General features: G+C 54.6%; 19 protein-coding genes. 9 read left to right on the top strand and 10 right to left on the bottom strand.

Annotated features, from left to right (window positions below):
* Nucleotides 1–7: 7 nt before the first annotated feature.
* The 5 genes from H7F31_RS02125 (at nt 8) to H7F31_RS02105 (ending at nt 7,301) form a co-directional block, all read left to right on the top strand.
* On the top strand, nt 8–901 hold the full coding sequence (locus H7F31_RS02125; RefSeq protein WP_261800276.1) for a carbohydrate ABC transporter permease: 894 nt from the start codon (nt 8–10) through the stop codon (nt 899–901).
* The gene (locus H7F31_RS02120; RefSeq protein WP_187102801.1) at nt 883–1,767 is read left to right on the top strand and encodes a carbohydrate ABC transporter permease; all 885 of its coding nucleotides are present in this window, start codon (nt 883–885) and stop codon (nt 1,765–1,767) included. The genes H7F31_RS02125 and H7F31_RS02120 overlap by 19 nt, the downstream gene beginning before the upstream one ends.
* A gap of 109 nt (nt 1,768–1,876) precedes the next feature.
* Nucleotides 1,877–3,244, top strand: coding sequence for an ABC transporter substrate-binding protein (locus tag H7F31_RS02115; RefSeq protein WP_187102800.1), 1,368 nt, complete (start codon nt 1,877–1,879; stop codon nt 3,242–3,244).
* 89 nt (nt 3,245–3,333) lie between these two features.
* Complete coding sequence (locus H7F31_RS02110; RefSeq protein ID WP_187102799.1) at nt 3,334–5,178, top strand: FAD-dependent oxidoreductase; 1,845 nt, start codon at nt 3,334–3,336, stop codon at nt 5,176–5,178.
* Nucleotides 5,179–5,222: 44 nt separating this feature from the next.
* The gene (locus tag H7F31_RS02105) at nt 5,223–7,301 is read left to right on the top strand and encodes a beta-galactosidase (protein ID WP_187102798.1); all 2,079 of its coding nucleotides are present in this window, start codon (nt 5,223–5,225) and stop codon (nt 7,299–7,301) included.
* A 103-nt stretch (nt 7,302–7,404) separates the two neighbouring features.
* Here H7F31_RS02105 and H7F31_RS02100 read toward each other — a convergent pair whose 3' ends face one another.
* The 4 genes from H7F31_RS02100 to H7F31_RS02085 are packed head-to-tail and all read right to left on the bottom strand — an operon-like array spanning nt 7,405 to nt 12,209.
* Entirely contained in the window at nt 7,405–9,009 is a 1,605-nt protein-coding gene (locus H7F31_RS02100) for an extracellular solute-binding protein (RefSeq protein WP_187102797.1), read from the bottom strand.
* Nucleotides 9,010–9,031: 22 nt separating this feature from the next.
* Complete coding sequence (locus H7F31_RS02095) at nt 9,032–10,324, bottom strand: alpha-glucosidase/alpha-galactosidase (RefSeq protein WP_187102796.1); 1,293 nt, start codon at nt 10,322–10,324, stop codon at nt 9,032–9,034.
* A 26-nt stretch (nt 10,325–10,350) separates the two neighbouring features.
* Complete coding sequence (locus H7F31_RS02090; protein WP_087568158.1) at nt 10,351–11,241, bottom strand: carbohydrate ABC transporter permease; 891 nt, start codon at nt 11,239–11,241, stop codon at nt 10,351–10,353.
* Between the two features lie 20 nt (nt 11,242–11,261).
* Entirely contained in the window at nt 11,262–12,209 is a 948-nt protein-coding gene (locus tag H7F31_RS02085) for an ABC transporter permease (protein WP_261800275.1), read from the bottom strand.
* A gap of 195 nt (nt 12,210–12,404) precedes the next feature.
* Here H7F31_RS02085 and H7F31_RS02080 point away from each other — a divergent pair, with 195 nt between their 5' ends.
* The 4 genes from H7F31_RS02080 to H7F31_RS02065 all read left to right on the top strand — a co-directional run bounded on the left by H7F31_RS02080 (nt 12,405) and on the right by H7F31_RS02065 (nt 18,434).
* Nucleotides 12,405–13,634 (top strand): response regulator, encoded by a 1,230-nt coding sequence (locus H7F31_RS02080; protein ID WP_187102795.1) that lies wholly within the window; start codon nt 12,405–12,407, stop codon nt 13,632–13,634.
* Nucleotides 13,631–15,364 carry a cache domain-containing sensor histidine kinase gene (locus H7F31_RS02075; protein WP_187102794.1) on the top strand — a complete coding sequence of 578 codons (1,734 nt, stop codon included), beginning with the start codon at nt 13,631–13,633 and terminating at the stop codon, nt 15,362–15,364. Before H7F31_RS02080 ends, H7F31_RS02075 begins: the two co-directional genes overlap by 4 nt.
* Nucleotides 15,365–15,984: 620 nt before the next feature.
* Complete coding sequence (locus tag H7F31_RS02070; RefSeq protein ID WP_397374636.1) at nt 15,985–16,566, top strand: YkoP family protein; 582 nt, start codon at nt 15,985–15,987, stop codon at nt 16,564–16,566.
* Nucleotides 16,567–16,742: 176 nt separating this feature from the next.
* The gene (locus tag H7F31_RS02065; protein ID WP_261800274.1) at nt 16,743–18,434 is read left to right on the top strand and encodes an alkaline phosphatase; all 1,692 of its coding nucleotides are present in this window, start codon (nt 16,743–16,745) and stop codon (nt 18,432–18,434) included.
* Between the two features lie 154 nt (nt 18,435–18,588).
* Here the strand turns inward: H7F31_RS02065 and H7F31_RS02060 are convergent, their stop codons facing one another.
* From H7F31_RS02060 to H7F31_RS02035, 6 genes are all read right to left on the bottom strand, one after another.
* Nucleotides 18,589–19,650 carry a siderophore ABC transporter substrate-binding protein gene (locus H7F31_RS02060; RefSeq protein WP_187105176.1) on the bottom strand — a complete coding sequence of 354 codons (1,062 nt, stop codon included), beginning with the start codon at nt 19,648–19,650 and terminating at the stop codon, nt 18,589–18,591.
* Nucleotides 19,651–19,747: 97 nt separating this feature from the next.
* Entirely contained in the window at nt 19,748–20,509 is a 762-nt protein-coding gene (locus tag H7F31_RS02055) for an iron ABC transporter ATP-binding protein (RefSeq protein WP_108991253.1), read from the bottom strand.
* Nucleotides 20,506–21,462: an iron chelate uptake ABC transporter family permease subunit gene (locus H7F31_RS02050; protein WP_187102792.1), complete on the bottom strand. Its 957-nt coding sequence runs from the start codon at nt 21,460–21,462 to the stop codon at nt 20,506–20,508. The genes H7F31_RS02055 and H7F31_RS02050 overlap by 4 nt, the downstream gene beginning before the upstream one ends.
* On the bottom strand, nt 21,449–22,405 hold the full coding sequence (locus H7F31_RS02045) for an ABC transporter permease (protein ID WP_187102791.1): 957 nt from the start codon (nt 22,403–22,405) through the stop codon (nt 21,449–21,451). Before H7F31_RS02045 ends, H7F31_RS02050 begins: the two co-directional genes overlap by 14 nt.
* A 10-nt stretch (nt 22,406–22,415) precedes the next feature.
* A complete protein-coding gene (locus H7F31_RS02040; RefSeq protein WP_187102790.1) occupies nt 22,416–22,979 on the bottom strand; it encodes a nitroreductase family protein in 564 nt (187 codons plus the stop codon).
* 145 nt (nt 22,980–23,124) lie between these two features.
* Nucleotides 23,125–24,660 (bottom strand): AraC family transcriptional regulator, encoded by a 1,536-nt coding sequence (locus tag H7F31_RS02035; protein WP_187102789.1) that lies wholly within the window; start codon nt 24,658–24,660, stop codon nt 23,125–23,127.
* Nucleotides 24,661–24,723 lie beyond the last annotated feature (63 nt).

Genomic DNA, 24,723 nt, shown 5'->3' with positions numbered 1-24,723 from the left:
GAGACGTATGAAGTGGACGGAAAAAAGCAAAGAGAATTTGGCTGGTTATTTATTCATCCTGCCGAACGTGCTGGGCTTCGCCTTTTTTATTTTGCTGCCGCTGTTGTTCAGCCTGTTTCTTGTATTTACGGAGTGGGACTACTTGAAGGGAATAGGCGGCATCACGTTTACGGGATTCGCGAATATAGAGCGGGCGCTGCAGGACGAAATGATTTACAAGTCGCTAAAAAACAATCTGATTTTCTCGGTGGTCAGCGTGCCCGCAGCCATGCTGATCGGCCTCCTGTTCGCCAGCGCGCTGAACAAGTTCGTATATATGAAGAGTCTGATCCGGACACTGATCTTCTTGCCCTACATGAGCAGTCTCGTGGCCATCGCCGTCGTCTGGCGGGTCATGTACAATTCGTCCGAAGGCCCCATCAACGCTTTCCTGAGGTCGATAGGCATCGATAGCCCGCCCGGCTGGCTGGCCAGTCCCGATTGGGCGTTGGCCGCCATTATCATCATGACCGTATGGACGTATATCGGGTATGCCATGGTGCTGTATCTCGCGGGTCTGCAGGGCATATCCAAGGATCTGTACGAAGCCGCGGATATCGACGGCGCCTCGGGGCGTCAGCGTTTGCTGTCCATTACCGTCCCGCTGCTGAAGCCGACAAGCTTCCTGATCATGGTGACGCTGGTCATCGCTTCGTTCCAGGTATTCGCGCAGGTGCAGGTCATGACGAACGGCGGCCCGATGCATTCCACCAGCGTACTTGCCCTGTACATCTATACCCAGGCGTTCGAATTCAGGGATATGAGCTACGGCGCAACCATCTCGTGGGTGTTGTTCCTTGTTATTTTCGCCGTGACCATGATCCAATGGAGGACTCAGAAAAAATGGCAAAATCAATTCTAGCGCACGACAACGGAAGAGTCGGCCGTTCGGCAAACGCGCGTACGAGAGAAACCGGGCTGAAGATCGTCATGACGATCGTCTTCCTGGGCGTCGGTCTCTTGATGGTGCTGCCGTTCCTGTGGATGCTGTCCGCTTCGTTCAAGAATGCCGCCGACATCTTCCGCTATCCGATTCAGTGGATTCCGGAGAAGTGGGATTGGTACAATTATCGCAAGGTGTGGACAGAGGGCGTCACGTTCGGCGTCTTCTACTGGAATTCCATCAAAATTACGTTTTTGCAGGTCGTCGGCACGCTGGTGACAAGCTCGCTCGCGGGCTTCGCGTTCGCCAAGCTGCGATTCCGATTCAAGGAGCTCATCTTCCTCGTCTATTTGTCGACGATGATCATTCCGAGTCAGGTGCTGTTCGTGCCTCGATTTATCATGTTTGACCAGATGGGATTGGTGAATAACCATCTCGGCATTATTCTGCCCGGCATGTTCACGGTTCTCGGCACGTTCTTGATGCGCCAGTTCTTCAGCTCGCTGCCGAATGAGCTGCTTGAGGCGGCGAAGGTCGATGGCGCGGGCTACTGGCGCATGTACTGGCAGATTTCGCTGCCGCTAACGAAGCCGGCGCTTGTCACGCTGCTTATTCTCGCGTTCACCTGGCATTGGAATGAATACGAGAACCCGCTCATCTTGCTGCGCGACCGCGATCTGTTCACGATTCCGATCGGACTGACGAGCTATATGGACGAGAACGGAACCAATTATCCGCTTATTATGGCGGCTTCCTGCTCCGCCCTGGCTCCGCTGATTCTGATCGTGTCGATCTGTCAGCGCTGGTTCGTCGAGGGTATCGCTAGCACGGGGCTGAAAGGATGACTTCTCAGAAAATCACGGCAGAAGAAAAGAATATGACATGGGAATACGGCCTTTCAATTGTTATAACTGAATCGTAAGCCAAACTATACTTACGCCAGGGGGAAATGCAATGAACAGGAAATCATCGATTATCGCAGGTACGCTGCTGAGCTTCACGTTGCTCATGTCCGCATGCAGCGGCGGAACGAATAACGGCAATGCCGGCGGCTCCAGCGCCGCGCCGTCGCCGACGAAGGAGGCAACCGCTTCCGAGAAGCCGGCCGAGCCGGTCAAGCTCCGCTTCTGGGGCGGCGTGCCGGAGGAGTCGGGTCCGCAGGTCGTTATCGATAAATGGAACGCCGCGAATCCGGATATTCAAGTGGAATATATCCGGTTCGTGAACGACGAATCCGGCAACACGAAGCTCGACACCGCGCTGCTGTCGTCCAACGATGTACCGGATATCTACATGACGTTCAGCGACGCGAACCTGAACCGTCGTATTACGGCTGGCATGGCGGAGCCGCTCGATGAGCTGATTGCGGCAGCAGGCTTCGATGTGGACGGCGTAATCGGCAACGACAACATCCGCAAGGTCGATGGCAACTCCTATTACCTGTCATCCTCCAAGAGCTATCAGATGATCATGCTCAACAAAAAGTCGCTGGAGGCTGTGGGCGAGTCCGTGCCGGTCGAATGGACATGGGACCAGTTCGCGGACCTGTCCAGGAAGCTGACCAAGGATGGCCAATACGGCGCCTACTTCAATCCCGGCTGGGAGCCGATTGCTTACGATATGGCCATGACTCAGCAGCCAACCGACGTATACTACGGAGCGGACGGCTTATCGACCTTCCAGTCGCTCCCTTCGTTCAAGAAAGGGCTGGAGCTGCAGAAGGCGCTCATCGACGAGAAAGTGACCTATCCGTTCGCGGAGGCCGCCATGAACAAGCTGCAGCCGCAGGATGAGCTGTTGAACGGCAAGGCGGCCATGGTATTCACCGGCTCGTATTTGATCCGCTACATCAAGGATGAGCAAGCGTATCCGAACCGCGACTTCCAGGTGGCGTTCGCGCAAATTCCGCAATACGAGGCCGGCACCAACGTGAACTCGGGCGGTCTGGGCGACCATTTGATGATCAATCCGAAGAGCGAGAACAAGGAAGCCGCGATGAAGTTCATCGCTTGGTATCTCCTGGAGGGCAACATGGATATGGTGCCGGGAGGCAGAATGCCTTCGAATAAGCAGGCGGATATGAACGAGGTGGCGTCCCTGCTCATCGGCGAATCCGAGAAGTACATCGACAGAGAGTCGCTGGTGCGTCTGCTGGAATCGGATTCCACGTTCAAGAAATTCACAAAGACGCCTGGCCAATCGGAGATTCAGAAAGCGTTCAAGGAAGAAGCGGAGAAGCTATTCATGAACGCGCAATCCATCGACGATACGCTGGCGAATCTCAAGAAACGCGCGGACGACGCGATTAACGCGTCGAAATAACATGTGAAGTCAATCCCCGCATCGTCCTCCAGGGTCGCGGCGGGGATTTTAATTTCAGGCCAATCGGGCGCAGGGAGGATTTGGCAACAATGACGACAATCGTTCAACATACGGATATTTTGGTTGCGGGAGGCGGCATATCGGGCGTTGCTGCCGCTATCGCGGCGGCGAGGAACGGCGCCAAGGTGATGCTGTGCCAGGACCGGCCCGTGCTGGGGGGCAATGCCTCCTCGGAGATCCGCATGCATATCGTGGGCGCGGCCCATTCCAAGCGCGGGACAGCGCTGGAGACGGAGGCGCGCGAGGGCGGCATCATGGAGGAGATCATGCTGGAGAACGCCGTGCGCAACCCGCAGCGGAGCGCCTCCATGTTCGACCTCATCTTGTACGAGAAATGCAGGGCGGAGCAGAATCTGACGCTGTTGCTGAACACATCCCTCGTTGGCGTGACCATGGTGGGAAGCCGCATCGCCGCGGCCAAGGCAACCCGCGAGAGCACGGAGCATGTCTTCGATATCATCGCGGATATCTACATCGACTGTACGGGCGACGGGCGGCTTGGCAAGGAGGCGGGGGCTCAGTACGTCACGGGCCGCGAGGCTGCGCGGCAATATGGCGAATCCCATGCGGAGGCAGAGGGCGACGCGTATCGGCTCGGCTCCTCGCTTCTGTTCACGACGAGGGACATGGGAAAACCGATGAAGTTCGTGCCACCGACCTGGGCGAAGCATTACACCGAAGAGGATCTCAAGTACCGCGAGCACTCTTCCTGGGGTTACGGATACTGGTGGGTGGAATTCGGCGGGCTGATGGATACGATCGCCGATAACGAGACGATTCGCGACGAGCTGCTGGCGATCATGATGGGAGTATGGGATCACATCAAGAACAGCGGGCATCACCCGGAGTCGGAGAACTGGGCGCTTGACTGGTTCGGATTCGTCCCCGGCAAGCGGGAATCAAGACGGTTCGTCGGACGGCATATGCTGACTCAGTCCGATCTGGAGGCGGCAGTTCACTTCGACGATATCGTGGCATACGGCGGGTGGCCGATGGATACGCATCCTCCGCAGGGCATCGAGGCGAAGGACATCGAGCCTTGCAGCCAGCCCGTCACGAATTACGTATACGGCATTCCTCTAAGATCGCTGATTAGCGCCAATGTAGACAATTTGATGTTCGCCGGACGCAATATCTCCGCGACGCACATCGCTTTCTCCAGCACGCGGGTCATGGCGACCTGCGCCGTCATGGGACAGGGCGCGGGCACTTTCGCCGCGGCGGCCGTACGGGCGGGGGTGCCGCTCGAGCTGGCATGGCGGGATCCGAAGCTGGTGCGCGACGCGCAGCGGACGCTGATGGAACAGGATGCGTACCTGCCCGGAGTGTATCCGGGCACGTCGGCGTACTTGTCGAGTGCGGCTGTTGTCCGGTCGTCCTCGGAGCAGCCGGAGGGACCGGCGGCAAGCGTTATCGACGGGCACACCCGCGCCATGCACGGGCCGAAGGGCGCGAGGCCGGAGCTGACTTCGCCCGGCACGCATCGTTGGATGTCGCAGCCGGGAGACGAAGCGCCGTGGATCGAACTGGAATGGGAGACGCCCATGTCCATTCGGGAGATTGCCGTCGTACTCGACACGGGCATGCATCGGAGATTGACGCTGACGCACGACGACGTTCTTCATCGGCAGAACGAGTGGGGGCCGCAGCCGGAGACGCTGCAGGAGTTCCGCTTGCTGGCATTTGTCGAAGCGGAGAGCGGTGCCGGGAACGGCTTCCCGGGCGAATACACGGAAGTGGCGCATGTGCGGGACAATTATGGTCGGCAAGTCGTATGCCAGGCCGAGCTGGAGCGGGTGCGCAAGCTTAGGCTGGAAGTTATCGCGACGGGCGGGCTGGATCATGCCCGGGTGTTCGAGATCCGATGCAAATAAGCGAGCGGGCCGCATGGCGAAGAAGACAGAGGAGGACATATACAATGGCAAAACGTTATCCGCCGATTAGCGGCAAGCTGCCCGTCATGATGCACGGCGCGGACTATAATCCGGATCAGTGGCTGGATCGGCCGGACATTCTGGAGGAGGACCTTAGGCTGATGAAGCTGGCGAATATCAACGTCATGGCCGTCGGCATCTTCGCTTGGTCGGCGCTGGAGCCGGAGGAGGGCGTATGGACTTGGGAATGGCTGGATCGGACGCTGGACCGGCTGGCCGATAACGGAATCTTCGTCTGGCTGGCGACGCCGAGCGGCGCCAGACCTGCCTGGATGGCGGAGCAATACCCCGAGGTGCTGCGCGTGGCGGGCAATCGCGTCCGCAACCTGTACGGCTTCCGGCATAATCATTGTCTGACCTCGCCGGTGTACCGCGAGAAGGTGCGGCTCATGAACGCGAAGCTGGCGGAGCGGTATTCGTCGCATCCCGCCGTGATCGGCTGGCATATCTCCAACGAATACGGCGGCGAATGCCATTGTCCGTTATGCCAGGATGCCTTCCGCGAGTGGCTGAAGCGGCGATACGGCACCCTGGACGCGCTAAATGCGGCATGGTGGTCGTCTTTCTGGAGCCATACGTACACGTCCTGGACGCAAATCGAGTCCCCCGCGCCTCACGGAGAGAGTCGGCTTCATGCGCTTAACGTGGACTGGCGCAGGTTCATTACCGATCAGACCGTGGACTTCTGCCGCGCCGAGATCGCGCCGATTCGCGAGATTAATGCCGACCTTCCGGTCACCACGAATCTGTTCAACAAGCACGACGGCGTCGATCCGCGCAAGTTCGCGGACGTGTTGGACGTGTTGTCCTGGGATGCCTATCCGGAGTGGCACGAGCATGGTCCGGAAGGGGACGCGGGCATCGCGGCCGCGTGCGCGTTCGACCATGACCTGTTCCGCTCGATCAAGGGAGGACGGCCGTTCGTGCTGATGGAGAGCACGCCGAGCACGACCAACTGGCAGTCCGTCAGCAAGCTGAAGCGGCCGGGCATGCACAAGCTTTCCTCCTTGCAAGCCGTTGCGCACGGGGCGGACGCGGTCCAATATTTCCAGTGGCGCAAGAGCCGGGGTTCGTTCGAGAAGCTGCACGGCGCGGTCGTCGATCATGCCGGACACGGTCATACGCGCGTCTTCCGCGACGTCGCCGGGGTTGGAGAGACGCTTGGACGACTGACGGACGTTGTCGGCGCGGCGGTCGACGCCAAGGCGGCCATCGTCTTCGACTGGGACAATCGCTGGGCGATGAAGGACGCGCAAGGACCGCGAAACATGGGTCTGCATTACGAGGAGACGGTTATGCAGCACTACCGGGCATTCTGGGAGCTAGGCATCCCGGTGGACATTATTGGCAGGCATGACGATCTCGCCAAGTACACGCTGGTTGTTGCGCCTATGCTCTATATGGTCGACGAGGCATCCGCCGCGCGCATGGAAACATTCGTGCAGGAAGGCGGCACGCTGGTGGCCACGTATTGGTCGGGCATCGTAGGTGAAAGCGATCTATGTTACATGGGCGGTTTCCCCGGTCCGCTGCGTCGCACGCTCGGCATCTGGTCCGAGGAGCTCGACGCCCTGTATGACCGCGACAGCAACGGCCTCGCGTTCGTGGACGGCAATCCGCTCGGACTCGCCGGGGCTTTCGAGGCGCATGAACTGTGCGACCTCATCCACTTGGAAGGCGCGGAAGCGCTCGCGGTCTACCGGAACGATTTCTACGCGGGACGTCCGGCGCTGACCGTCCACTCCTTCGGCAACGGCAAAGCCTATTACCTGGCCACAAGAGCGAAGGACGAATTTTACGAAACGTTCTACGCCAAATTGGCGGAGGAAGCGGGCGCGAAGCGAACGATCGAGACGGAGCTGCCTCCCGGCGTTACCGCCCAAGTCCGCACGGACGGCACGGACGACTACGTGTTCCTGATGAACTTCAGCGGCAGCGAGCAGAGCATCAAGCTGGACGGTTGCCGATACACGGACATGGAATCGGGCGAAGCGTTGGGAGAAGCGGCGGTGCTGCCCGTTCACGGCGTGCGGGTGATGAAGCGCCGCGCACACGCACAGTAGGGCAAACTCCCGCATCCCTTGAGCAGAAACCGAGGCAAGCCAAAAACCAACCCGCCGGGAAGAGTTTCCTTCCAAGCGGGTTGGTTTCGTTGGCATGGCTTTCTTATTTCCACAGTTCCATTTGCTTCTTATAATTTTCCGTATAAATTTGTTCGATGCGCGGCGCGTTGTTGTCTTCGAGATCCTTCATCAGCTTGGCGTAGAGTGCTTCGAATTCATCCTTGCTCTCGGCGTAAGCCAGCTGGGTGAAGCCTTGAGACAGCAAGTCCTTGATCTTCTGCTCGTTCAGGGCATCCGGCGTGCCGCCGCCCGGACCGAGATTGTCGTAGATCGCCGTATCCCAGGTCGAGTCCTTCATGGACTTGATGGCATGCTGGTTATATGCGTTGCGCTCGTATTTCGCTACGAGATCGAGCGGCGTGCCGTCGGAGCCGTTGCCGTTTTTGACGAACCACGTCCACTTGCGGATGCCGGTCTGCTTGGAATATTCGTTCCAGTTGTCTTTAAAGCCCTGCAGCACTTCCGGGAACGGCTTGTGTTTGCCGTCCACCATCTCCCAATGCTCGCCTTCCAGGCCCCACATGAGTAAATATTGGCCTTCCTCGCTCGCCAGGAAATCCATGAACTTGATCGTCTGCTCCGGATGTTTGTTGGCCGCCGTAATGGCGATGGCATCCCATCCGAGCGAGCTGCGCGGCCCGTACGTCGTCGCGGACGGATCGACGCCCGGCGCCGTCACCTTAAACGCGAGGAATTGCTTATCCGTATCCTCGCCGTACTTCTCGCGCAGCAAACGGTTAGGCTCAAGCGGCTCGCCGCCGCCGACGGCGAATACGCGCTCGCTGGACACCTTCTGATCGAAGATTTGCGTTTTGTTGATCGCCCATTCGTTGTCGAGAAGGGCTAGCGCTTGCAGATCGTTGATGAATCCCATCATTTCCTTATAGCGCGGCTCCCGGACCTCCAGGCCGATTTGGCCGTCCGATTCGTAGTAGGATTTCATGCCGTACATCCCTTTAAACGTGCCCACTACCGTCGGCATATGGTCGGCGTTGAACGTTAGCGGGATCGACGGTTTGCCGTCGACTTGCGGGTATTTTTCTTTGAACTGCTTGAGCAGATCGACGAATTCCTCTTGCGTAAAGCTCTCCCCGCTTTCGATGCGGTCCCCGTAGCCCAGCTCCTTCAAAATATCGGCCCGCATGTTGAAGCTCCAGCCCGGATCGGGGTCCATGCCGTACCAGTTGTTCAAATAATAATTGTTGCCGTCCGAATGTCGGCTCTTGTTGAGCACATCGCCGTACATTTCCTTAATGTTCGGGCCATGCTGGTCGATCAGATCGTTTAGCGGGATAATCGCCTTGGCCGCAATGTAGCGGTTCACGATATCGCTGCGCCGGTCCATGAGCACGATGTCCGGCAGCGTGTTGCTGGTCAGCATTAGATTCAGCTTCTCGCTTGGATCGCCCGTCGGCTGTTGGATCTCGATCTTGACGCCCGTGCGCTTCGTAATTTCCTCGGCCACCGGATTCGTGAACAGATCTCCCGTATTTTTATCGAAAAAAGTCAACGTAATCGGCCCGCTGTCGGCCGGCGTATTGCCGTTTCCGTTCGACGGTTCGTTTTTGCCGCCGGAGCATGCCGATACCGTAAGCAAAAGCATGGCGGATACCATCGTTAGCGCGACGGCTTTTGTTCTCTTTTTCATGTGTAGACCCTCCCCGGAATGATTATTTAATCGTGATGAAATCGCGATTTGCTTCCAACATCTCATCGCACATGGCTACGATGTCGTCGAGCGACAGCTCGGAAGACGTATGCGGATCCAGCATGGCCGCGTGATACACATGCTCGCGCTTGCCCGTCAACGCCGCTTCGATCGTCAGCAGCTGCATGTTGATGTTGGTCTGGTTCAATGCGGCGCATTGCGGCGGCAGCGCTCCGAACCGCGTTGGCAAAATGCCGTTGCCGTTCACCATGCACGGCACTTCAACGCAGGCGTTGTGGGGCAGATTGCTGATCAGGCCGCCCGTGTTGAGCACGTTGCCCGCGATCTCGAACGGTACGTTCGTTTCCATCGCGTCCATGATGTAGGAGGCGTATTCGTGCGAACGCTCATGGGTCAAATTGGCGTTTTCGATCATCGCGTTTACTTCATGCCAGTATTCGGCTTTGCCTCTGCCCCAGTTTTTGTAGCCGTCCGTCGGCAGCGTATATTGTTCCTTCAAGTGCGGATATTGGCGTTTGTGATAATACGGCACGTATTCGGAGCCGTGCGAGCTGGACTCGGTAACATAATAGCCGAACAGCTTCATGTAATCGTATCGTACCATATCGGTATGACGATCCGTACGCGCTCCTGCCCGCTGGCGAATCTCCGGATACAGATCAATGCCGTTCCTCGTTACTTCCAGCAGCCAAGCTTGATGGTTGATGCCGGCGATCTTGTAGCGGACATTGTCATGCGGCATGCCAAGCCCCTCAAGCAGCTCCTTGGCACAGGTTTGGACGCTGTGGCACAGTCCGACGGTCTTAACCCCTGTCGCTTGCAGCATGGCCCCGGTCACGATTGCCATCGGATTGGTGTAGTTGAGGAACCAGGCATCCGGACATACTTCCTCCATATCGCGGGCGATATCGACCATGACCGGGATCGTGCGGAGCCCGCGGAACAAGCCGCCCATGCCAAGCGTGTCGGCGACGGTCTGTTGCAAGCCGTATTTCTCGGGAATCTGGAAGTCCGACATGATCGTCGGGATCAGCTCGCCGACGGCGATGGCGTTAATGACGTAATCCGCGCCGCGAAGCGCTTCCTTGCGATCCGTGTAGGACTTGATCGTCGCTTTGCCGCCGAGATTCTGATTCAGGTTTTGCAGCATTTTCTCGGACTGCTCCAGCCGCTCCATGTTGATGTCGAACAGCGCCATATGCGCGTCGGCCAGCGACGGCGTCCGCATGCAGTCTCCCAATATATTTTTTGCGAAGATGGAGCTTCCCGCCCCGATAAATGTAATTTTAGCCATTGTCATAACTCCCCTTGATGTAAAATTTAGCTTTTAACAGCGCCTAGCAGCATGCCTTTAAGGAAAAATTTCTGAAGAAACGGATAAACCAGAATGATAGGCAGCGTCGCGACCATCGTGACGGTCATTCGAATGCTTTCGCCCGTAACGGGAATGCGCTTGTTCTCGTTGGCAAGCTGCTGTGCTTGCGACAGCATGTCGCCTGTCTGGTATTGGTTGAGTATTTTGACCAGCACGGCTTGCAGCGTCTTAAGATCCGGCTTGTACGTATAGATGTAAGAGTCGTACCAGGCATTCCAATGGAAGATCGCCGCGAACAGCGTAATCGTGGCCAGCACGGGCACGCAGACGGGCAGGATCACCTGGACGAAAATGCGAATGTCGTTCGCGCCGTCGATCTCCGCCGATTCCTCGATCTCCTTCGGCAACTGCTCCATGAAGGTGCGCACCAGGATCATCCAGAAAATATTGATCAATCCCGGAAGAAGGAAAACAAGAAAGTTGTCGATCAGATGAAGCGACTTGATAACCATATAGGTCGGAATGAGTCCGCCGCTGAAGTACATCGTAAAGATGAAAAACAGATTCAAAAATCGGCTGCCCGCCAAAGTTCGTTTGCTGAGCACGTAGGCTAGCATCGCGATGCATGCGACGGTCAACGGAACGCCGAGAACGGTCCGGAGCACGGTCGTCCGGATCGCCGTCAGTATCTCCGGGTTGGAAAAGACGGTAGCGTAGCTATCAAGGCTGAATTCTCTCGGCCAGAGCATGAACCCTCCGCGCAAGGAATCCGTGCCGTCGTTGATGGACAGAATGAAAATTTGCCAGAACGGGAAAAATGTGACGAGAAAAACGAGGCCCAATAAGCCGTAAAGCAGCGTATTGCCCGTCAGATTCAGTATCCGGTCTCGTGTCATCCTGCCTGCACTCCTTTGCTTTAGAATAATGAGTTGCTGTTCATGCGCCTGGCGATCGAATTGACCGCAAGCACCATCAGGAACGCGACGGCCGACTTGAACAGGCCAACGGCTGCGGCATAAGAGAACATGCTGTTCTGCAGACCGTACCGGAACGAATAGGTGTCGAGCACGTCGGAATACTCCCTGTTAAGCGAATTGCCAAGCAAATAATATTGGTCGAAGCCGGTATTCATCAGATTGCCCACCGACAAGATGAGCAAAATGACGATGGTCGGCCGCAGCAGGGGCAGCGTTACGGAAGTCATCTGCCTGATTCGGCCGGCTCCGTCTACCTTGGCAGCTTCGTACAGATCGGGATTGATGGAAGAGATGGCCGCCAAATAAATGATCGAATTGTATCCCATCTCCTTCCACGTGTTGGCTCCCGATACGATTCCCCAGAAGTACTTGCCTTCTTGCAGGAACGGGATGCTTTCTTTTGTCAGTCCGACGAGCTGAAGCAGTTCGTTAACAGCGCCTTCGGATGCTAACAGAGCGACGAATATATTGGCAGCGATGACCCACGAAATAAAATAGGGCATATAGGAAGCCGTCTGGACAATCCGCTTGAATGCCTGGCTGCGCACCTCGTTTAGCGCCAGCGCAAGCAGGATCGGCACGATAAATCCGAGAAGGAGCGTGAGCACGCTGGACACCAGCGTATTGCGCATGATCATCTTGAAATCGCTGCCGTTGAAGAAATAGGAGAACCACTCGAATCCAACGAATTCGCTGCCGAAAAAAGACGACCAGAAGTTGCCGAGTGTCGGCTGAAAGTCGACGAAGGCCATGTACAATCCCGCCATAGGCGCGTATGCAAATAGAAGAGCCCAGATGAAAGCGGGTATGAGCATCACGTACAAATAGCGATGCCGATACAGCCTCCTGCCCAGTGATGCAGTCGAAGAATGTCGGTCTGGGCGCAATGTTTTCCCCTCGTTTCTGTATTGGATTTGCCGGCTATCTCCATTATGACTCCCGTTATTGCCGATAATCCATATCGCGTTTTTACGTTTCCTGTCGAATTCGAACGAACCTGCTCCGGGGTCGATTGACGGTAAGAAGGCAGGGTGGGATACTGATATCATCAGCAGGATGAGGCAAGGGGGGAGCTTGCGGACATGTACAAAATAATGCTGGTCGACGACGAACATATCGAGATCGAAACGCTAAAGCGGTTCGTTCCCTGGGAGGAAATGGGGTTCGAAGTGGCGGGCACGGCCAAAAACGGCCGCGAGGCGCTCAGCCGCATGGAGGAGCTGTCTCCCGACATCGTTATTACCGATGTCAGAATGCCGATCATGGACGGCATCCAATTCGCCAAGGCGGCAAAAAAACGCTGGCCGCGGCTCATTATTATTTTCATGAGCGGCTACGACGACTTTGCCTATGTAAAGTCTGCGCTGATGCTCGAGGCATCGGGATACTTGCTGAAACCGCTGGATATAGACGAGCTGCAGGAACGGATGTTGAAGGTGCGGCAGAAATGCGCCGAAGAGGAACGAAGCAGGCTGTCCTCCCGAGCGCTGGCCTCGCAATACGCGAAGCAGTTGCTGCAGGAGGAGCCGCCCGCCGCGGTCGAGAACGAGCTTAAAGAGTTGCTGGACGAGCTGTTTCCCGGCGCGACGGGCGTCTATTCTGCGATGCTCGTGACGATCGACGCCGCGTACAAGCCGGCAAGCGATTCGTCCGAGCCTGCCCAGGCCAAAGCCAAGGTGCTGCAAGGCATGCAGCGTCTGATGGCCGATGCCCAAGCGCTGCCGTTCGAATGGCAGGAGGATCGGCTGGTCGTATTGGCCGCGCCTGGAGAAGTCCATCTGGCGGAGCAATGGCACGCGAAGCTCGCGGACGTCTGCCCTTGGATCACGACTTGTCTGTATCCGCATCCCGTTCCGCTCAGCCAGGTGTACGAGACGTGTCTGCACCTGCAGCAATTCCGAGGCCGCCATATAGCGAAGCACGGCAGCGGCCAATATATCGAGGCTACGCCCGCGCCATCGGGGGGAGCCGACCGTCACGCCGCCATGGTCCATCAGGTAAAGTCGCTGATCGATCTCGAATTCGGCAGCGCGCTGACGATCGATTATTTGGCCGAATACGCCTATTTGTCGCCCAATCATCTGCGCATGCTGTTCAAGGAATATACCGGATATACGGTTCTCGAATATATGACTAAAGTAAGGATGGACCGCGCGGCGGAGCTGCTGCGCGATACCGATATGAAAATTCATGAAATCGCGACCTTCGTCGGCTACGAAAGCGCATCCCACTTCGGCGCCGTCTTTCACAAAAGGCGCGGGCTGACGCCGAACCAATACCGCAACCGCCAGCCGGGGCATTCGGCGCCATGAAGGCCGTGAAGCGGTTCATCAACAATCTGGCGCTGCGCAACAAGCTGCTCGTGTTCTTCCTGCTGGCTTCCGTCATTCCGCTGCTGGCCATCTCGTTATATTTCTATCAGGTGTTCCAGAACCAGCTCGTCTCGCAGACGCATGACCGGATGCGCACGATGAACAGCCAGCTCAGCAGCAATATCGACAACAAGCTCAAAAATTACGAGCAAATATCCAGCCTGCTGTACATGGATTCGGAGCTGCGGGATTGGCTGACCCGGGAATACCGGCGGGGGATCGACTTTGTGCACGCCTACGATTACATCAACAGCCTGCTGTTCGGCATTCAGCTCACCAATACCGATATCGATTCCATTACGATCTATCCGTTCAACGAATCGATCCCAAGCGACGGCATGTTCATCCAGCGCGTGGACGAGGGGATGAGAGAGGCGAAGTGGTACAAGGAGCTGGAGCAATCATACGGCAACGCCGTCTACAGCGTCGTTATGGAGAACGGCGGCAAGCAGCCCGTCATTACCCTCGCGAGGCTGCTCAACAACAACGATATGCAGAGGCCGTACGGCGTCCTTGCCATCCATGTGAAGGAGAGCGCTCTCTACTCCCTGTTCGGCGAAGAGGCGCAGGCGAGCGATATCTATCTGGTCAATGGGGAGGGCGCCATCCTGTCGACCCGGGACAAGTCGATGATTCTTCAGCCGTTTCGTCAGGTGCTGGAAGAAGGCGGCTGGAGCGCTGGAGGAAGCGGTACGTTCGAGCGGCCGGTTAAGGGTATGGAATCGCTTGTCGTCTACGACACGCTGCCGATCGGCTGGAAGACGGTGTCGATTATTCCGCTGAGCGACGTGCTGAGCGAAGCGAACAAGGCGTCGAGCCGCATTCTGCTCATCGCCGCGATCAGCATCCTGCTGTCGGTCGGTCTGATCGCCATGACGGCCCGTTATTTCTCCAACCGCTTCCAGACGTTGACGCGGTTCGTGCGGAAGGTAGGAGACGAGCAGTTCCAATTCGAGCTGAAGCAGGACAGCAAGGACGAGATCGGCCTGCTGGCGGAATCGTTTAATACGATGAAACGCCAGCTCGACAAGCTGATCAACGAGGTGTACAAGAAGGAGATTATGCGGAAGGAGACGGAGCTGGCGCTGTTGCAGAGCCAGATCAATCCGCATTTCCTGTACAACACGCTGGCCGTCATCTCCTCGTTGGCCGTCCAGAATCAGGATCGGCAAGTGAGCAAGATCGTCCGCCATCTGTCCAACTTCTACAAGACCTCGCTGAGCAAAGGCAAGCCGGTCATTCTGATCCAGAAGGAGATCGAGATTACGCGGCATTACGTGGAAATCCAGTCCGTCCGGTTCGACAACCTGTTCCGCGTCCACTGGCAGCTTGACGAGGAGCTGTTCCGGCATCAGACGGTCAAGCTTATCCTGCAGCCTTTCGTGGAGAACGCCATTCAGCACGCCGTCTGGAGCGACGACGAGCCGCTGAACATCGTCATTCGGCTGTACCGGCTCGGCGACGCGATCGTCTTCGAGGTGGTGGACGACGGCGCGGGCATGTCGCCCGAACGCGCCGCGGACATTATGCGCAGAGACAAGGAAGCCGGCTACGGCATTGGCAACGTGCATGAGCGCATCCAGTTGGCTTACGGTCCCGAATACGGCGTCACTCTGTTCAGCCGTCCGGGGATCGGCACTCAGGTCGTCATTACTTGTCCCCTTCAATAGACCGGCGCCGAAGTAGCGGAGGAGGCCGTCAAGTCTGTCGATTGCAGTTATCGCTGACGGGAGCAAAGCTCGCTTTATCTTGCGGTTTACGTGAGATAAGGCGAGTTTTTTTGTTACAGACACCAGCGACGATTGAAGAATAGCGTCATCTGTGAGGCCGTCGATTCATTGTGTGCAAAACTGGAAATGAAGCTGCAATTAATCATCGCCATCCTCCTAACGGAAATGAGGGCCCTTATATGGATCGTTTGGCATGATTTTAAAATCCAACGGAACTCTGCGACGTTATTCTTGAGAAATCCAGGCAAACCGCGGACTTTTGCCCTTCATAAGGGCTATCAGTTCCTTTAGATTTGGGAATTGCCGCGTTTTTGCTGAAATAACGCCTTTCAGTTCCGTTACAGTTGCTCCGTTCATTTCTTACCTGACGTTTGGGGCGTAATGGAGCCGTTAGGAGGGGGGGATGAACGTGGCAGCCCAATGCCTGCTCCGCCTAAAGTCGTAGTCCAAATCTATACCTCAGTCCGTTCGGGTTGTTTCTTTGTACAGCTATAATGAAATCATCGGATTGCGCAAGACAGAATGATTCGTTCAATCTAGAACAGGAGATGTTTTTTATGATGGTCGGCTTTGGCAAATCCGCGATGCAGTCCGTTTGGATGGTCTGGGAACGAGGTTTTGGATGGGTTTTACGCTTTCGCAGCTTGCATACTACGCATTTTGGCATATGTACAGTTATGATAAAACGACATCGGGGAAGCAGCATTCTATGTCAGGATTCGACACTCATTCATGACGGAGATATGATCGGGGAGCTTCATCTTAATAACGATACGATATTGGCATTGATTAAAGCCGAGGGCCCGGACCGTGCGGCGCTTAAAACAGCAAGGCTTGCCCGAAGATCGATGATGCAAATCAGCGAAGCGTTTGAGGATCAGCCCGAATTTCGAGAGGTAAAAGCTTTGGTCGGCATAACTTTGCTCCATAGGGGGCTGACACATGGCTTGGGTTTCGAGCAGCAGGCGTTGAAATACGGGGTGTTTCGGCAGATGACAACAGCCTATCTTCGATTGCTGTTAACAGCCATGCATCCGGAAGGCCAAAGGCGCGTCGCCCGAAAAACGGAAGCATTAATACCTATGATGCTGATTCATACCCGGGGCTCGCTAAAAAATCGGTTTTTATCGGGAGCAAGATAGGATAGGAAGCGGAACGATGGATCTTTATCTTTAGCAAGCCGGAGCTTGTCGAGAAAGACTGCGTCATGATTTTGCTCTATTCCTTTATTTTACAAATGCTTATTAATTCGATAATAATCCGTTAATATTGTTCCTCTATATTGTACCTATCTGTACAAAGGGAGGAATTAATAACCATGTTACGTAATGTCAACGGCAAAACAGCAGGCAAAGTAATGATCGCAGCTTCTCTTCTGTTCGGCAGTCTGGCTGGGGTTGCGCACGCGGCGGACAAAGGGAGCACGAAAAACGTCATTCTTATGATTCCCGACGGCATGGGGATCAGCTATCTGACAGCAACGCGTATTTACAAAGGGGAAGAGCTGTCCTTCGAGCGGTACGCGAAGGGTCTTATGAAAACATATTCCAACGACACGAACATTACGGATTCCGCGGCGGCCGGCACGGCAATGGCGACCGGTTACAAAACAAACAACGGCGTTATCGCGGTAACTCCGGACGGCAAACGGCCGGAGTCCATTCTGGACGCGGCAAGAGAGAAAGGCAAGTCGACTGGCCTCGTTGCTACGTCTCGTATCACTCACGCCACGCCGGCCGTATTCACGGCCCATGATCCGAGCCGAGGCAACGAAGTCGCCCTTGCGACGGAATACATCAATAATGTCGACGTCATCCTGGGCGGCGGACGCGATATGTTCTTGCCGCAGGCAGAAGGCGGCCAGCAGCCGGAGCGTAATCTTGTTGCCGAGGCGGAAGCGGCAGGCTACGATTATATCACCAACCGAAGCGAACTCGATGACGTAACGTCGGATAAAGTTCTGGGGCTGTTCGCCATGAGCGACATGAAATACGATATCGACCGCGATAAGGTCAACGTCCCAAGCTTGTCGGAAATGACGGAGCTGGCGGTAGAGACGCTTAGCCAGGATCAAGACGGCTTCTTCCTCATGGTAGAGGGCAGCCAAATCGACTGGGCCGGTCATGCCAACGACCCGACTGCTTTGGTGACGGATATGCTTGCATTCGAGGAAGCGGTGGACGTAGCCCTTGAGTTCGCGAAGAAGGACAAAAATACGCTGGTTGTCGTTGTCGGCGATCACGAGACTGGCGGTATGAACATCGGCAATACGCCAGGCGGCTACAAGGAGAATATCGACATTCTTAAAAATGCCAAAGGCAGCTCCAATGCGGTACTGGGCGCCCTCAAAGAAGAGGCCCGGACCGTCGGCATCGAAAACGCCAAGGTTGTGGACGGCAGCTACTACGTTCCGGTGCGCGACATCGTAGCGGAGCTGGACGGCGAGCTGACCTACCATGCGCAGGCCTTTGCAGCAGAAGTTTCTATCGGCGGCGCTTCCTTCCGTATCGACCTCGGCGGCAAAAAGATCGTGGCAGGCTCCCAGGCGCTGGATGCCGATCTGTTCATCGAGAAGGGAACCTCGTATATCGCTCTTGATTCCATCGCCGGTTTGATCGGGCTGCAAGCTGCAATCGGCACAACGGCGGATAAGCCGGAAGAGACAACTGCTTATCTTGTCGACGTAAAGCAAGTTGTTGAGCCGATCGTCGGCTTCGAGCTTACTGACGAAGACGTAGCATATCTGACGAGCGTCAACTGGAACAACAACACGACGCTGGCGAATGAGATCGGTACGGTCGTATCCGCGCATGCGCTCATCAGCTGGGGCTCCCGCAACCACACGGGCGAAGAGCTGCCGGTGTACGCATACGGCGCAGGCTCCGGGGAATTCGTTGGTCTGATCGACAATATCGACCTGCCGCGCATCCTCTCGTATCTCATGGGCGTCGACTTGTTCGACAACGAAGAGTCATTTATGGAGAAGCTGGAGAAGAGAAGAACGGAGTAATGACGGTCCGGGATTGATCCCCCCGAGTTGAACCACCATTAGTCACCGAATCGAGGCTTTGCAGGACAATCGCCAATAAGTTTGTGGCAAGCAAATTAAAAAGCTGCTCCAGAAGTCGATACATAACTTCGGAGCAGCTTTGTTTGCGTTGCTATTATTTCAGTTCAGCCAATACTTCTTCGATTTTGGCAAGCTCGGATTGCAAGCCGCCGCCGCCCAGGTACCAGAGCGGACCGTCCAGGTAAACGATGCGGTTGTTTTGATACGCTTTAGTTTTCTTAATAATCGCGTTCTCCATGTCGGCCTCGATATTCGATGTATTGCCCGCCGTTGCCGCGGTGCGGTCAATGACGAGAAGCACTTCCGGGTTGAACTCGAGCACGGCTTCAAAGCCGAAGTTGGAGCCATGGGAAGAAGCTTCGATATCGTCCGTTACCGGCTTAAAGCCGTATACTTCATACATGTAGCCGAAGCGGGAGTTGGAGGCGAAGCCGGATAGATTTCCTTCGTTATACATGGTGACCAAAGATGTTTCATAATTGCCGGCTAACGTATTAATGTTTTTCAGGGCTTCGTCGAATTTGGCAAGATACTCGTCAGCCTCTGCTTCCTTGCCGAACATCTTAGCCGCGATGTCTACGGAAGCCAGGAAGGTGTTCCAGTAGTCGTTTTGCTGTGTTCCGACGAATACGACATCCGCAATTTCTTTCAGCTCTTCATAAAAAGTGGATTGACGGCCGGAGATAAAGATAACGTCCGGGTCCAGTTCGGCGATGTCCTCGAACAAAGGCGTTTTTAGCGTGCCGATATTCGTATACTCATCTCCCGAAAAATGTTCGAGATGAGCCGGCAAGCTGGAATCCTTGGCAAGTCCTACGACGCCTTCTACGCCGAGCGCATCCAATGTATCCAGGAACCCGTAATCGAATACGACGATTTTCTCGGGCATCTTCTCGAACGTTACGTCCGGGAATGCGATGGTTCCTTTTTCTTCGTTCTCAGTAGAAGCAATGGTTGAGCTAATTGTCATGGGATATGCGGGAGCCGAAGCATCTGCTGAGCCGTTGTCGGCAGTCGGCTGCCCTGCAGCAGGCGGATTGCTTGCGGCAGAACCGCCGGAGGCGTTCTGACCGGCCTCATTATTGTTGCCCCCGCCACAGGCTGCCAGCATTAGCGACATGGCCGTGATTGCACTTACCAATTTCCATTTCTTCATCATTACGAATCTCTCCTTGTTTTTCATTTTATTTAAAATAATTGATATCAATTATCAATATCATCCAAAAAAAGGCGTGCAAGAATAGAAGGATTGTCTAGGAATTAAAGTAGACGCAAATCCGGCATCCGTTTTGATCTTGAATCGGAATATCCATATCGAAGATATCGCGCAGAGAATCCGTCTTAATAATCTCGTGCGTCGGACCGTCCTTGACCAGACGGCCATTTTTGAGCGCCACAATACGGTCGGAATAGACGGAGGCGAAATTAATATCGTGCAGCACGATAATGACGGTTTTCCCCAGCTCATCTACAAGATTGCGAAGAATCTTCATGATTTGCACGGAATGTTTCATGTCCAGATTGTTAAGCGGCTCATCGAGTAGAATGTATTCCGTATCCTGCGCAATGACCATGGCGATAAAAGCCCGCTGTTTCTGGCCGCCCGACAATTCATCCAGAAATTTATCCTGCATTTCGCCCAGATTCATATAAGCGATCGCTTGATCCACGAATTGTTCGTCTGCCGAGGTCAGCCGCCCTTTGGAATACGGATATCGACCGAATGCGACAAGCTCTCGTACCGTTAATCGGACATTGATATGATTGGCCTGCTTCAGTATGGAAACCCGTTTGGCGAATTCGCTGGAATTCCACTTCTTGACATTGTTGCGATCCAGCAATACTTCTCCCGTATCCGCATCTAATAACCGGCTCACCATAGAGAGCAGCGTGGATTTACCGGCGCCGTTCGGGCCTATGAACGAAGTAATCGTACCCGGTTCAATCGTAATGGAAACATCCTCTACAACCGGCTTTTTGCCGAATAACTTGGTTAAACCCTTGATCTCGATCATCCCGCTGCCCTGCTTTCTTTAAGTAATAAGTAGATGAAGTAAATCCCGCCGATAAAGTTGATGATGACGCTGAGCGTCGTCTTCAATTCGAAAATATGCTCGACAAGGAACTGCCCTCCCACCAACGCGACAATACCAATCAAGCTGGCTCCCAGGATGAGAATAGAATGCCTGTAAGTCACTAAATATTGATAAGCCAAATTCGCTACAATGAGTCCAAAGAAGGTGATCGGTCCCACGAGCGCGGTCGAGGTTGCAATCAACACGGAGGAGAGGATTAAAATATTCATCACCATCCGGTCATAGGGAATGCCCAAATTCATTGCATTTTCACGACCGAGCGACATGACATCCAGCTTATCCATGATCCTGTATCCGTAAATAAACGCGATAAACAAGATGCCAACGGAAATGTACAACAGATCCTTCTTCACATTCATGAAATTGCCGAATAATCGATTTTGCAGGCTCAAATAATCGACCGGATCGATCAGCACCTGCAGGAAAGTGACGAAACTGCCCAGCAGCGTGCCTAAAATCATCCCGATCAACAGCAGCAAATAAATCGGATGTTTATCGGCCCGGAATAAAAATCGGTACAAAATCAGCGCAAACAATACCATGGCGGCTATCGCGGCGCCAAAATTCAAATACTTGTTGAGGACCCAAACGGATATGGAGCCCGCAAAAAAATAAATGAACGTTTGCACCACTTCGTACATGGAATCAAGGCCCATCACCGATGGCGTCAATATCCGGTTTCGCGTGATGGTTTGGAATACGACGGTAGAGTAGGCAATCGCGATTGCCGTTACGACCATAGCCGCAATTCGAAGCATCCGTCTGGGAAAAGCGTAATCAAAGCCGCCCTTGATATCATAAAACGCGTATAACAAGATGCAGACGATAGATAATATCGCGAGAATAACAAGCTTCATACTATTTTTTGGCATACGCTCTCCCCCTAATCAACATCACTAAGAAGATCGCACTGCCAATCACCGCTACCGTTACATTAACCGGAATTTCGTAAGGATGAATCACAATCCGCCCGATAATATCGCAAATGAGCAGAAAAACTACGCCCATCGCCGCAGTGTGGGGGATCGTTTTGCGCAAATTATCGCCTAGATAGAGCGAAACAATGTTCGGAACGATCAAACCAAGGAACGGAATAACTCCGACTGTCAGCACCACCGTTGTGGAGATGATGGCCACTAATACTAGACCGATGTTCATGACGGCCTTGTAGCTTAAGCCCAAGTTTTTTGCGAAATCCTCGCCCATGCCAGCAACCGTAAACTTATTCGCATATAGATAAGCTAGAACAAGAGCTGGAACACTTATATATAACAGCTCATATCGGCCGGAAATAACAAGGGTAAAGCTGCCCATCAGCCATGCCGAAATATTTTGGAGAAGATCGGCCTCGTAAGCGAAAAACGTCGTGATGGACGATAATATATTCCCGTACATAATGCCAATGAGCGGAACGAAGATGACATCCTTGAATTTAATTCGATCCAGGATCTGCATAAAGACGAAGGTTCCCGCCAAAGCAAATGCAAATGAGAATAGGATCTGCTGCGTGTAGGTGACATTCGTAAAAAACAGCATGGATATTAAAATGCCTAGCTTGGCTGCATCTAATGTGCCTGCAGTCGTAGGAGATACGAACTTATTGCGGCTCAATGACTGCATAATCAAGCCCGCTATGCTCATGCCGGCTCCAGCCAAAATGATGGCCATCAAACGAGGCACTCGGCTAACTAAGAAAATATCGATCTTGTCCGTATCTCCATTAAACAGATCGCTAATCTTAATATCGATAGCACCTAGGAATAAGGATACGAAAGACAGCAAGACCGCGGCGACAATGACAATCCATAGTCTCATGAGCGGTTCTTCAGCTCTCGATTACTGTCAGCAGCTGCGCTGCCGGGATTCTTGCCTGAGCGGGCGGAATGGCTGCCGGATAACCTACATGAAGGCTGCCTACGATTTTTTCGCCCGGCTGAACGCCGAGCGCGGCTCGGAAGTCCGGCTGATGGATAAGCCCGTAGGTTTCCCACACCACGCCAATTCCCTGTTCCCAAGCGAGCAGGCCAAAGTTATGAATAACGCAGCAAGTTGCGGCATAGTCCTCCTCGCGGACTGCAAGCTGAGTATCCTCTCTCATCACTACCGCCAGAAAGAGCGGTACGGCCATCAGTTTGTTGTAGCCAAACTCGCCGAGCGTCTTGGACTTGACCGGATCCTTCTCCCGCCGCTCATGGACCGTACGGCTGACCTCAGCCAGCTTCTTGCGTCCTTCGCCTTGGACAATGACGAATCTCCATGGCTGTGTCAATTTATGATTCGGAGCCCATACCGAGGTTTCGAGCAGCTCTGCGACAAGCTCCACCGGCACCGGCCGATCCTGAAATTTATGCACAGAACGTCGTTGTTTCATAACCTCTGTCAATTCCATTTTGTTTGCATTCTCCTTACCTTTATGTCCAAAACGCGACTTCTCGTTAGTGATAATCATTATCATCATTTCCTATTCTACATCTTTTTCTACGCCGAGGAATGGATTTTCCCTTTCGACGGGATGGACTTTTCTTTTTGCGCGATTATATATTGCTTCCCATCAGCCGGCTCACCGTCTCGTCCACAAGTCCGCCATAGAACGATGCATTATATAAGGATGGTGCCGGATGGCGGATGATCAGACATTCTGTCCGGTTCGGATGCAGGATATTCCAGTCTGCTATCAGTTTGCTCTCTTGCCACTCGGAGAAGGTGTCGGGGACGAGCAGCAGCGCATTGTCGCAAAGCGCAGAGATATCCTCCAGCCGTTCGGTTTCGATAAGGCGGATCTGCTGCACTGCGGCAGGAGATGTCAGGCCCAGCGCATCGTAGAATAGATCGCTCATTTTTTTCGCCCGCCGGCCGTATACGCGATAACCGCCCGAATGTGCGGATACAATGAGGAAAGGGGTATGGCCGAGCATGAGCCGGACAAGTCGTTTGGCGTTAGCTGCTTTTAGCTTGAATTGAGCAAGCCAGCGGTCCGCGACGCCGGAGAGCTCAAGCAATTGGCCGATGCGGTGAAGCCGATCCCTCCAGGAGAGATCCGAATTTTTCCAGCTGATCATCTCGACCGGTGCAATGCGCTGCAGCTCCAGGAGAATTTCCTCCGGCACCGGCTGTGTAAAGATGATGTCCGGCTGAGCAGCCCGAAGTCTCGGCATCAGCTCCTGCCAACGCTCGGTCCACCCCCTTGGCGGCGAGAAGGCGGGCGTAATGCCAAGCGCCTTGAAATCCCCTTCGAACACCGTACATAAATTGGCGATACGTCGGTTGGCGCGGGCCACATATTCCGTTGGGGAGAGGCCCATATGCTTCTTGAACACCCTGCTGAAGTACAGCTCATCGGCGTAACCTACGGAATGCGCTACATCCATAATCGAGGCAGGCGAATTCGACAGCAGCGATAATGACGCGTTAAGGCGCATAGCTGTGATCCACTTATGAGGAGTGAACCCTGTATGCTCCTTGAAAGCTTGATAAAATCGACCTGTACCGACTCCTGATTCGCGAGCCATCTCTTCCAGGTTCAGCGGCTCGTTGAAACGATTGGCGATCAGGCGGTACGTCCTCTCCATCAGCCGGAGCAACGCTTTGGCGCCGTCTGCTTCGTCCTCCTTCGACCGCAACAGCCATGCGGCTGTCAGAGCATAGAGATGCGACTGCAGCGTGAGCCGCGTTACGTCCGGCAGCGACTCAAAGGGAGTGTCGACCGCCGCCGCGAACGCCTCAGCCCACATGCGGGAGTGCGGCAGACGGCAAGAGTAGGGTCTCTGCTCCCCCAGCGCGAGCGCTCCGGACTCCTCGAATCGGACAATCAGCACTTCGGCCGTGCCTACCTCCCGGTTGCGCACCGAGAACCCGGAAAGATGCGGGACATAGAACCATTCATCTACCGTTGCCTCGAATAATGCCGCTTCATTTTCGGCAAGGCAATGCACGCTCTCCCGCAGCACGAAACCGAACGCCGAAGTACGTCCGCAGTCCATGTCTACCCGTTCCCCCTCCTTCAGAATAAAGGATTCGGATTGCAGGAATGAAAGTAAAGCTGTTGCTTGCGATCCAGAAATATCGTTCATCCTCCTAAAGGAAGCGTCTTTTTCCCAATTGTACCGCCTTTTATTTTTTTAACCAAATCGCTG

The organism is Paenibacillus sp. PAMC21692 (assembly GCF_014303795.1).
Taxonomy (GTDB): Bacteria; Bacillota; Bacilli; order Paenibacillales; family Paenibacillaceae; genus Pristimantibacillus; species Pristimantibacillus agaridevorans.
The sequence above is the reverse complement of the archived record's forward strand: the minus strand, read 5'-3'. Positions and strand labels throughout refer to the sequence as shown.

Excerpts from the sequence above, each read along its gene's own strand:
- H7F31_RS02050 (WP_187102792.1), bottom strand. The coding sequence starts at position 21,462 with ATGCCAAAAAATAGTATGAAGCTTGTTATTCTCGCGATATTATCTATC.
- H7F31_RS02060 (WP_187105176.1), bottom strand. The coding sequence starts at position 19,650 with ATGAAGAAATGGAAATTGGTAAGTGCAATCACGGCCATGTCGCTAATG.
- H7F31_RS02045 (WP_187102791.1), bottom strand. The coding sequence starts at position 22,405 with ATGAGACTATGGATTGTCATTGTCGCCGCGGTCTTGCTGTCTTTCGTA.
- H7F31_RS02115 (WP_187102800.1), top strand. The coding sequence starts at position 1,877 with ATGAACAGGAAATCATCGATTATCGCAGGTACGCTGCTGAGCTTCACG.
- H7F31_RS02055 (WP_108991253.1), bottom strand. The coding sequence starts at position 20,509 with ATGATCGAGATCAAGGGTTTAACCAAGTTATTCGGCAAAAAGCCGGTT.
- H7F31_RS02125 (WP_261800276.1), top strand. The coding sequence starts at position 8 with ATGAAGTGGACGGAAAAAAGCAAAGAGAATTTGGCTGGTTATTTATTC.
- H7F31_RS02075 (WP_187102794.1), top strand. The coding sequence starts at position 13,631 with ATGAAGGCCGTGAAGCGGTTCATCAACAATCTGGCGCTGCGCAACAAG.
- H7F31_RS02105 (WP_187102798.1), top strand. The coding sequence starts at position 5,223 with ATGGCAAAACGTTATCCGCCGATTAGCGGCAAGCTGCCCGTCATGATG.
- H7F31_RS02040 (WP_187102790.1), bottom strand. The coding sequence starts at position 22,979 with ATGGAATTGACAGAGGTTATGAAACAACGACGTTCTGTGCATAAATTT.
- H7F31_RS02065 (WP_261800274.1), top strand. The coding sequence starts at position 16,743 with ATGTTACGTAATGTCAACGGCAAAACAGCAGGCAAAGTAATGATCGCA.
- H7F31_RS02090 (WP_087568158.1), bottom strand. The coding sequence starts at position 11,241 with ATGACACGAGACCGGATACTGAATCTGACGGGCAATACGCTGCTTTAC.
- H7F31_RS02080 (WP_187102795.1), top strand. The coding sequence starts at position 12,405 with ATGTACAAAATAATGCTGGTCGACGACGAACATATCGAGATCGAAACG.
- H7F31_RS02110 (WP_187102799.1), top strand. The coding sequence starts at position 3,334 with ATGACGACAATCGTTCAACATACGGATATTTTGGTTGCGGGAGGCGGC.
- H7F31_RS02070 (WP_397374636.1), top strand. The coding sequence starts at position 15,985 with ATGGTCGGCTTTGGCAAATCCGCGATGCAGTCCGTTTGGATGGTCTGG.
- H7F31_RS02100 (WP_187102797.1), bottom strand. The coding sequence starts at position 9,009 with ATGAAAAAGAGAACAAAAGCCGTCGCGCTAACGATGGTATCCGCCATG.
- H7F31_RS02120 (WP_187102801.1), top strand. The coding sequence starts at position 883 with ATGGCAAAATCAATTCTAGCGCACGACAACGGAAGAGTCGGCCGTTCG.
- H7F31_RS02035 (WP_187102789.1), bottom strand. The coding sequence starts at position 24,660 with ATGAACGATATTTCTGGATCGCAAGCAACAGCTTTACTTTCATTCCTG.
- H7F31_RS02095 (WP_187102796.1), bottom strand. The coding sequence starts at position 10,324 with ATGGCTAAAATTACATTTATCGGGGCGGGAAGCTCCATCTTCGCAAAA.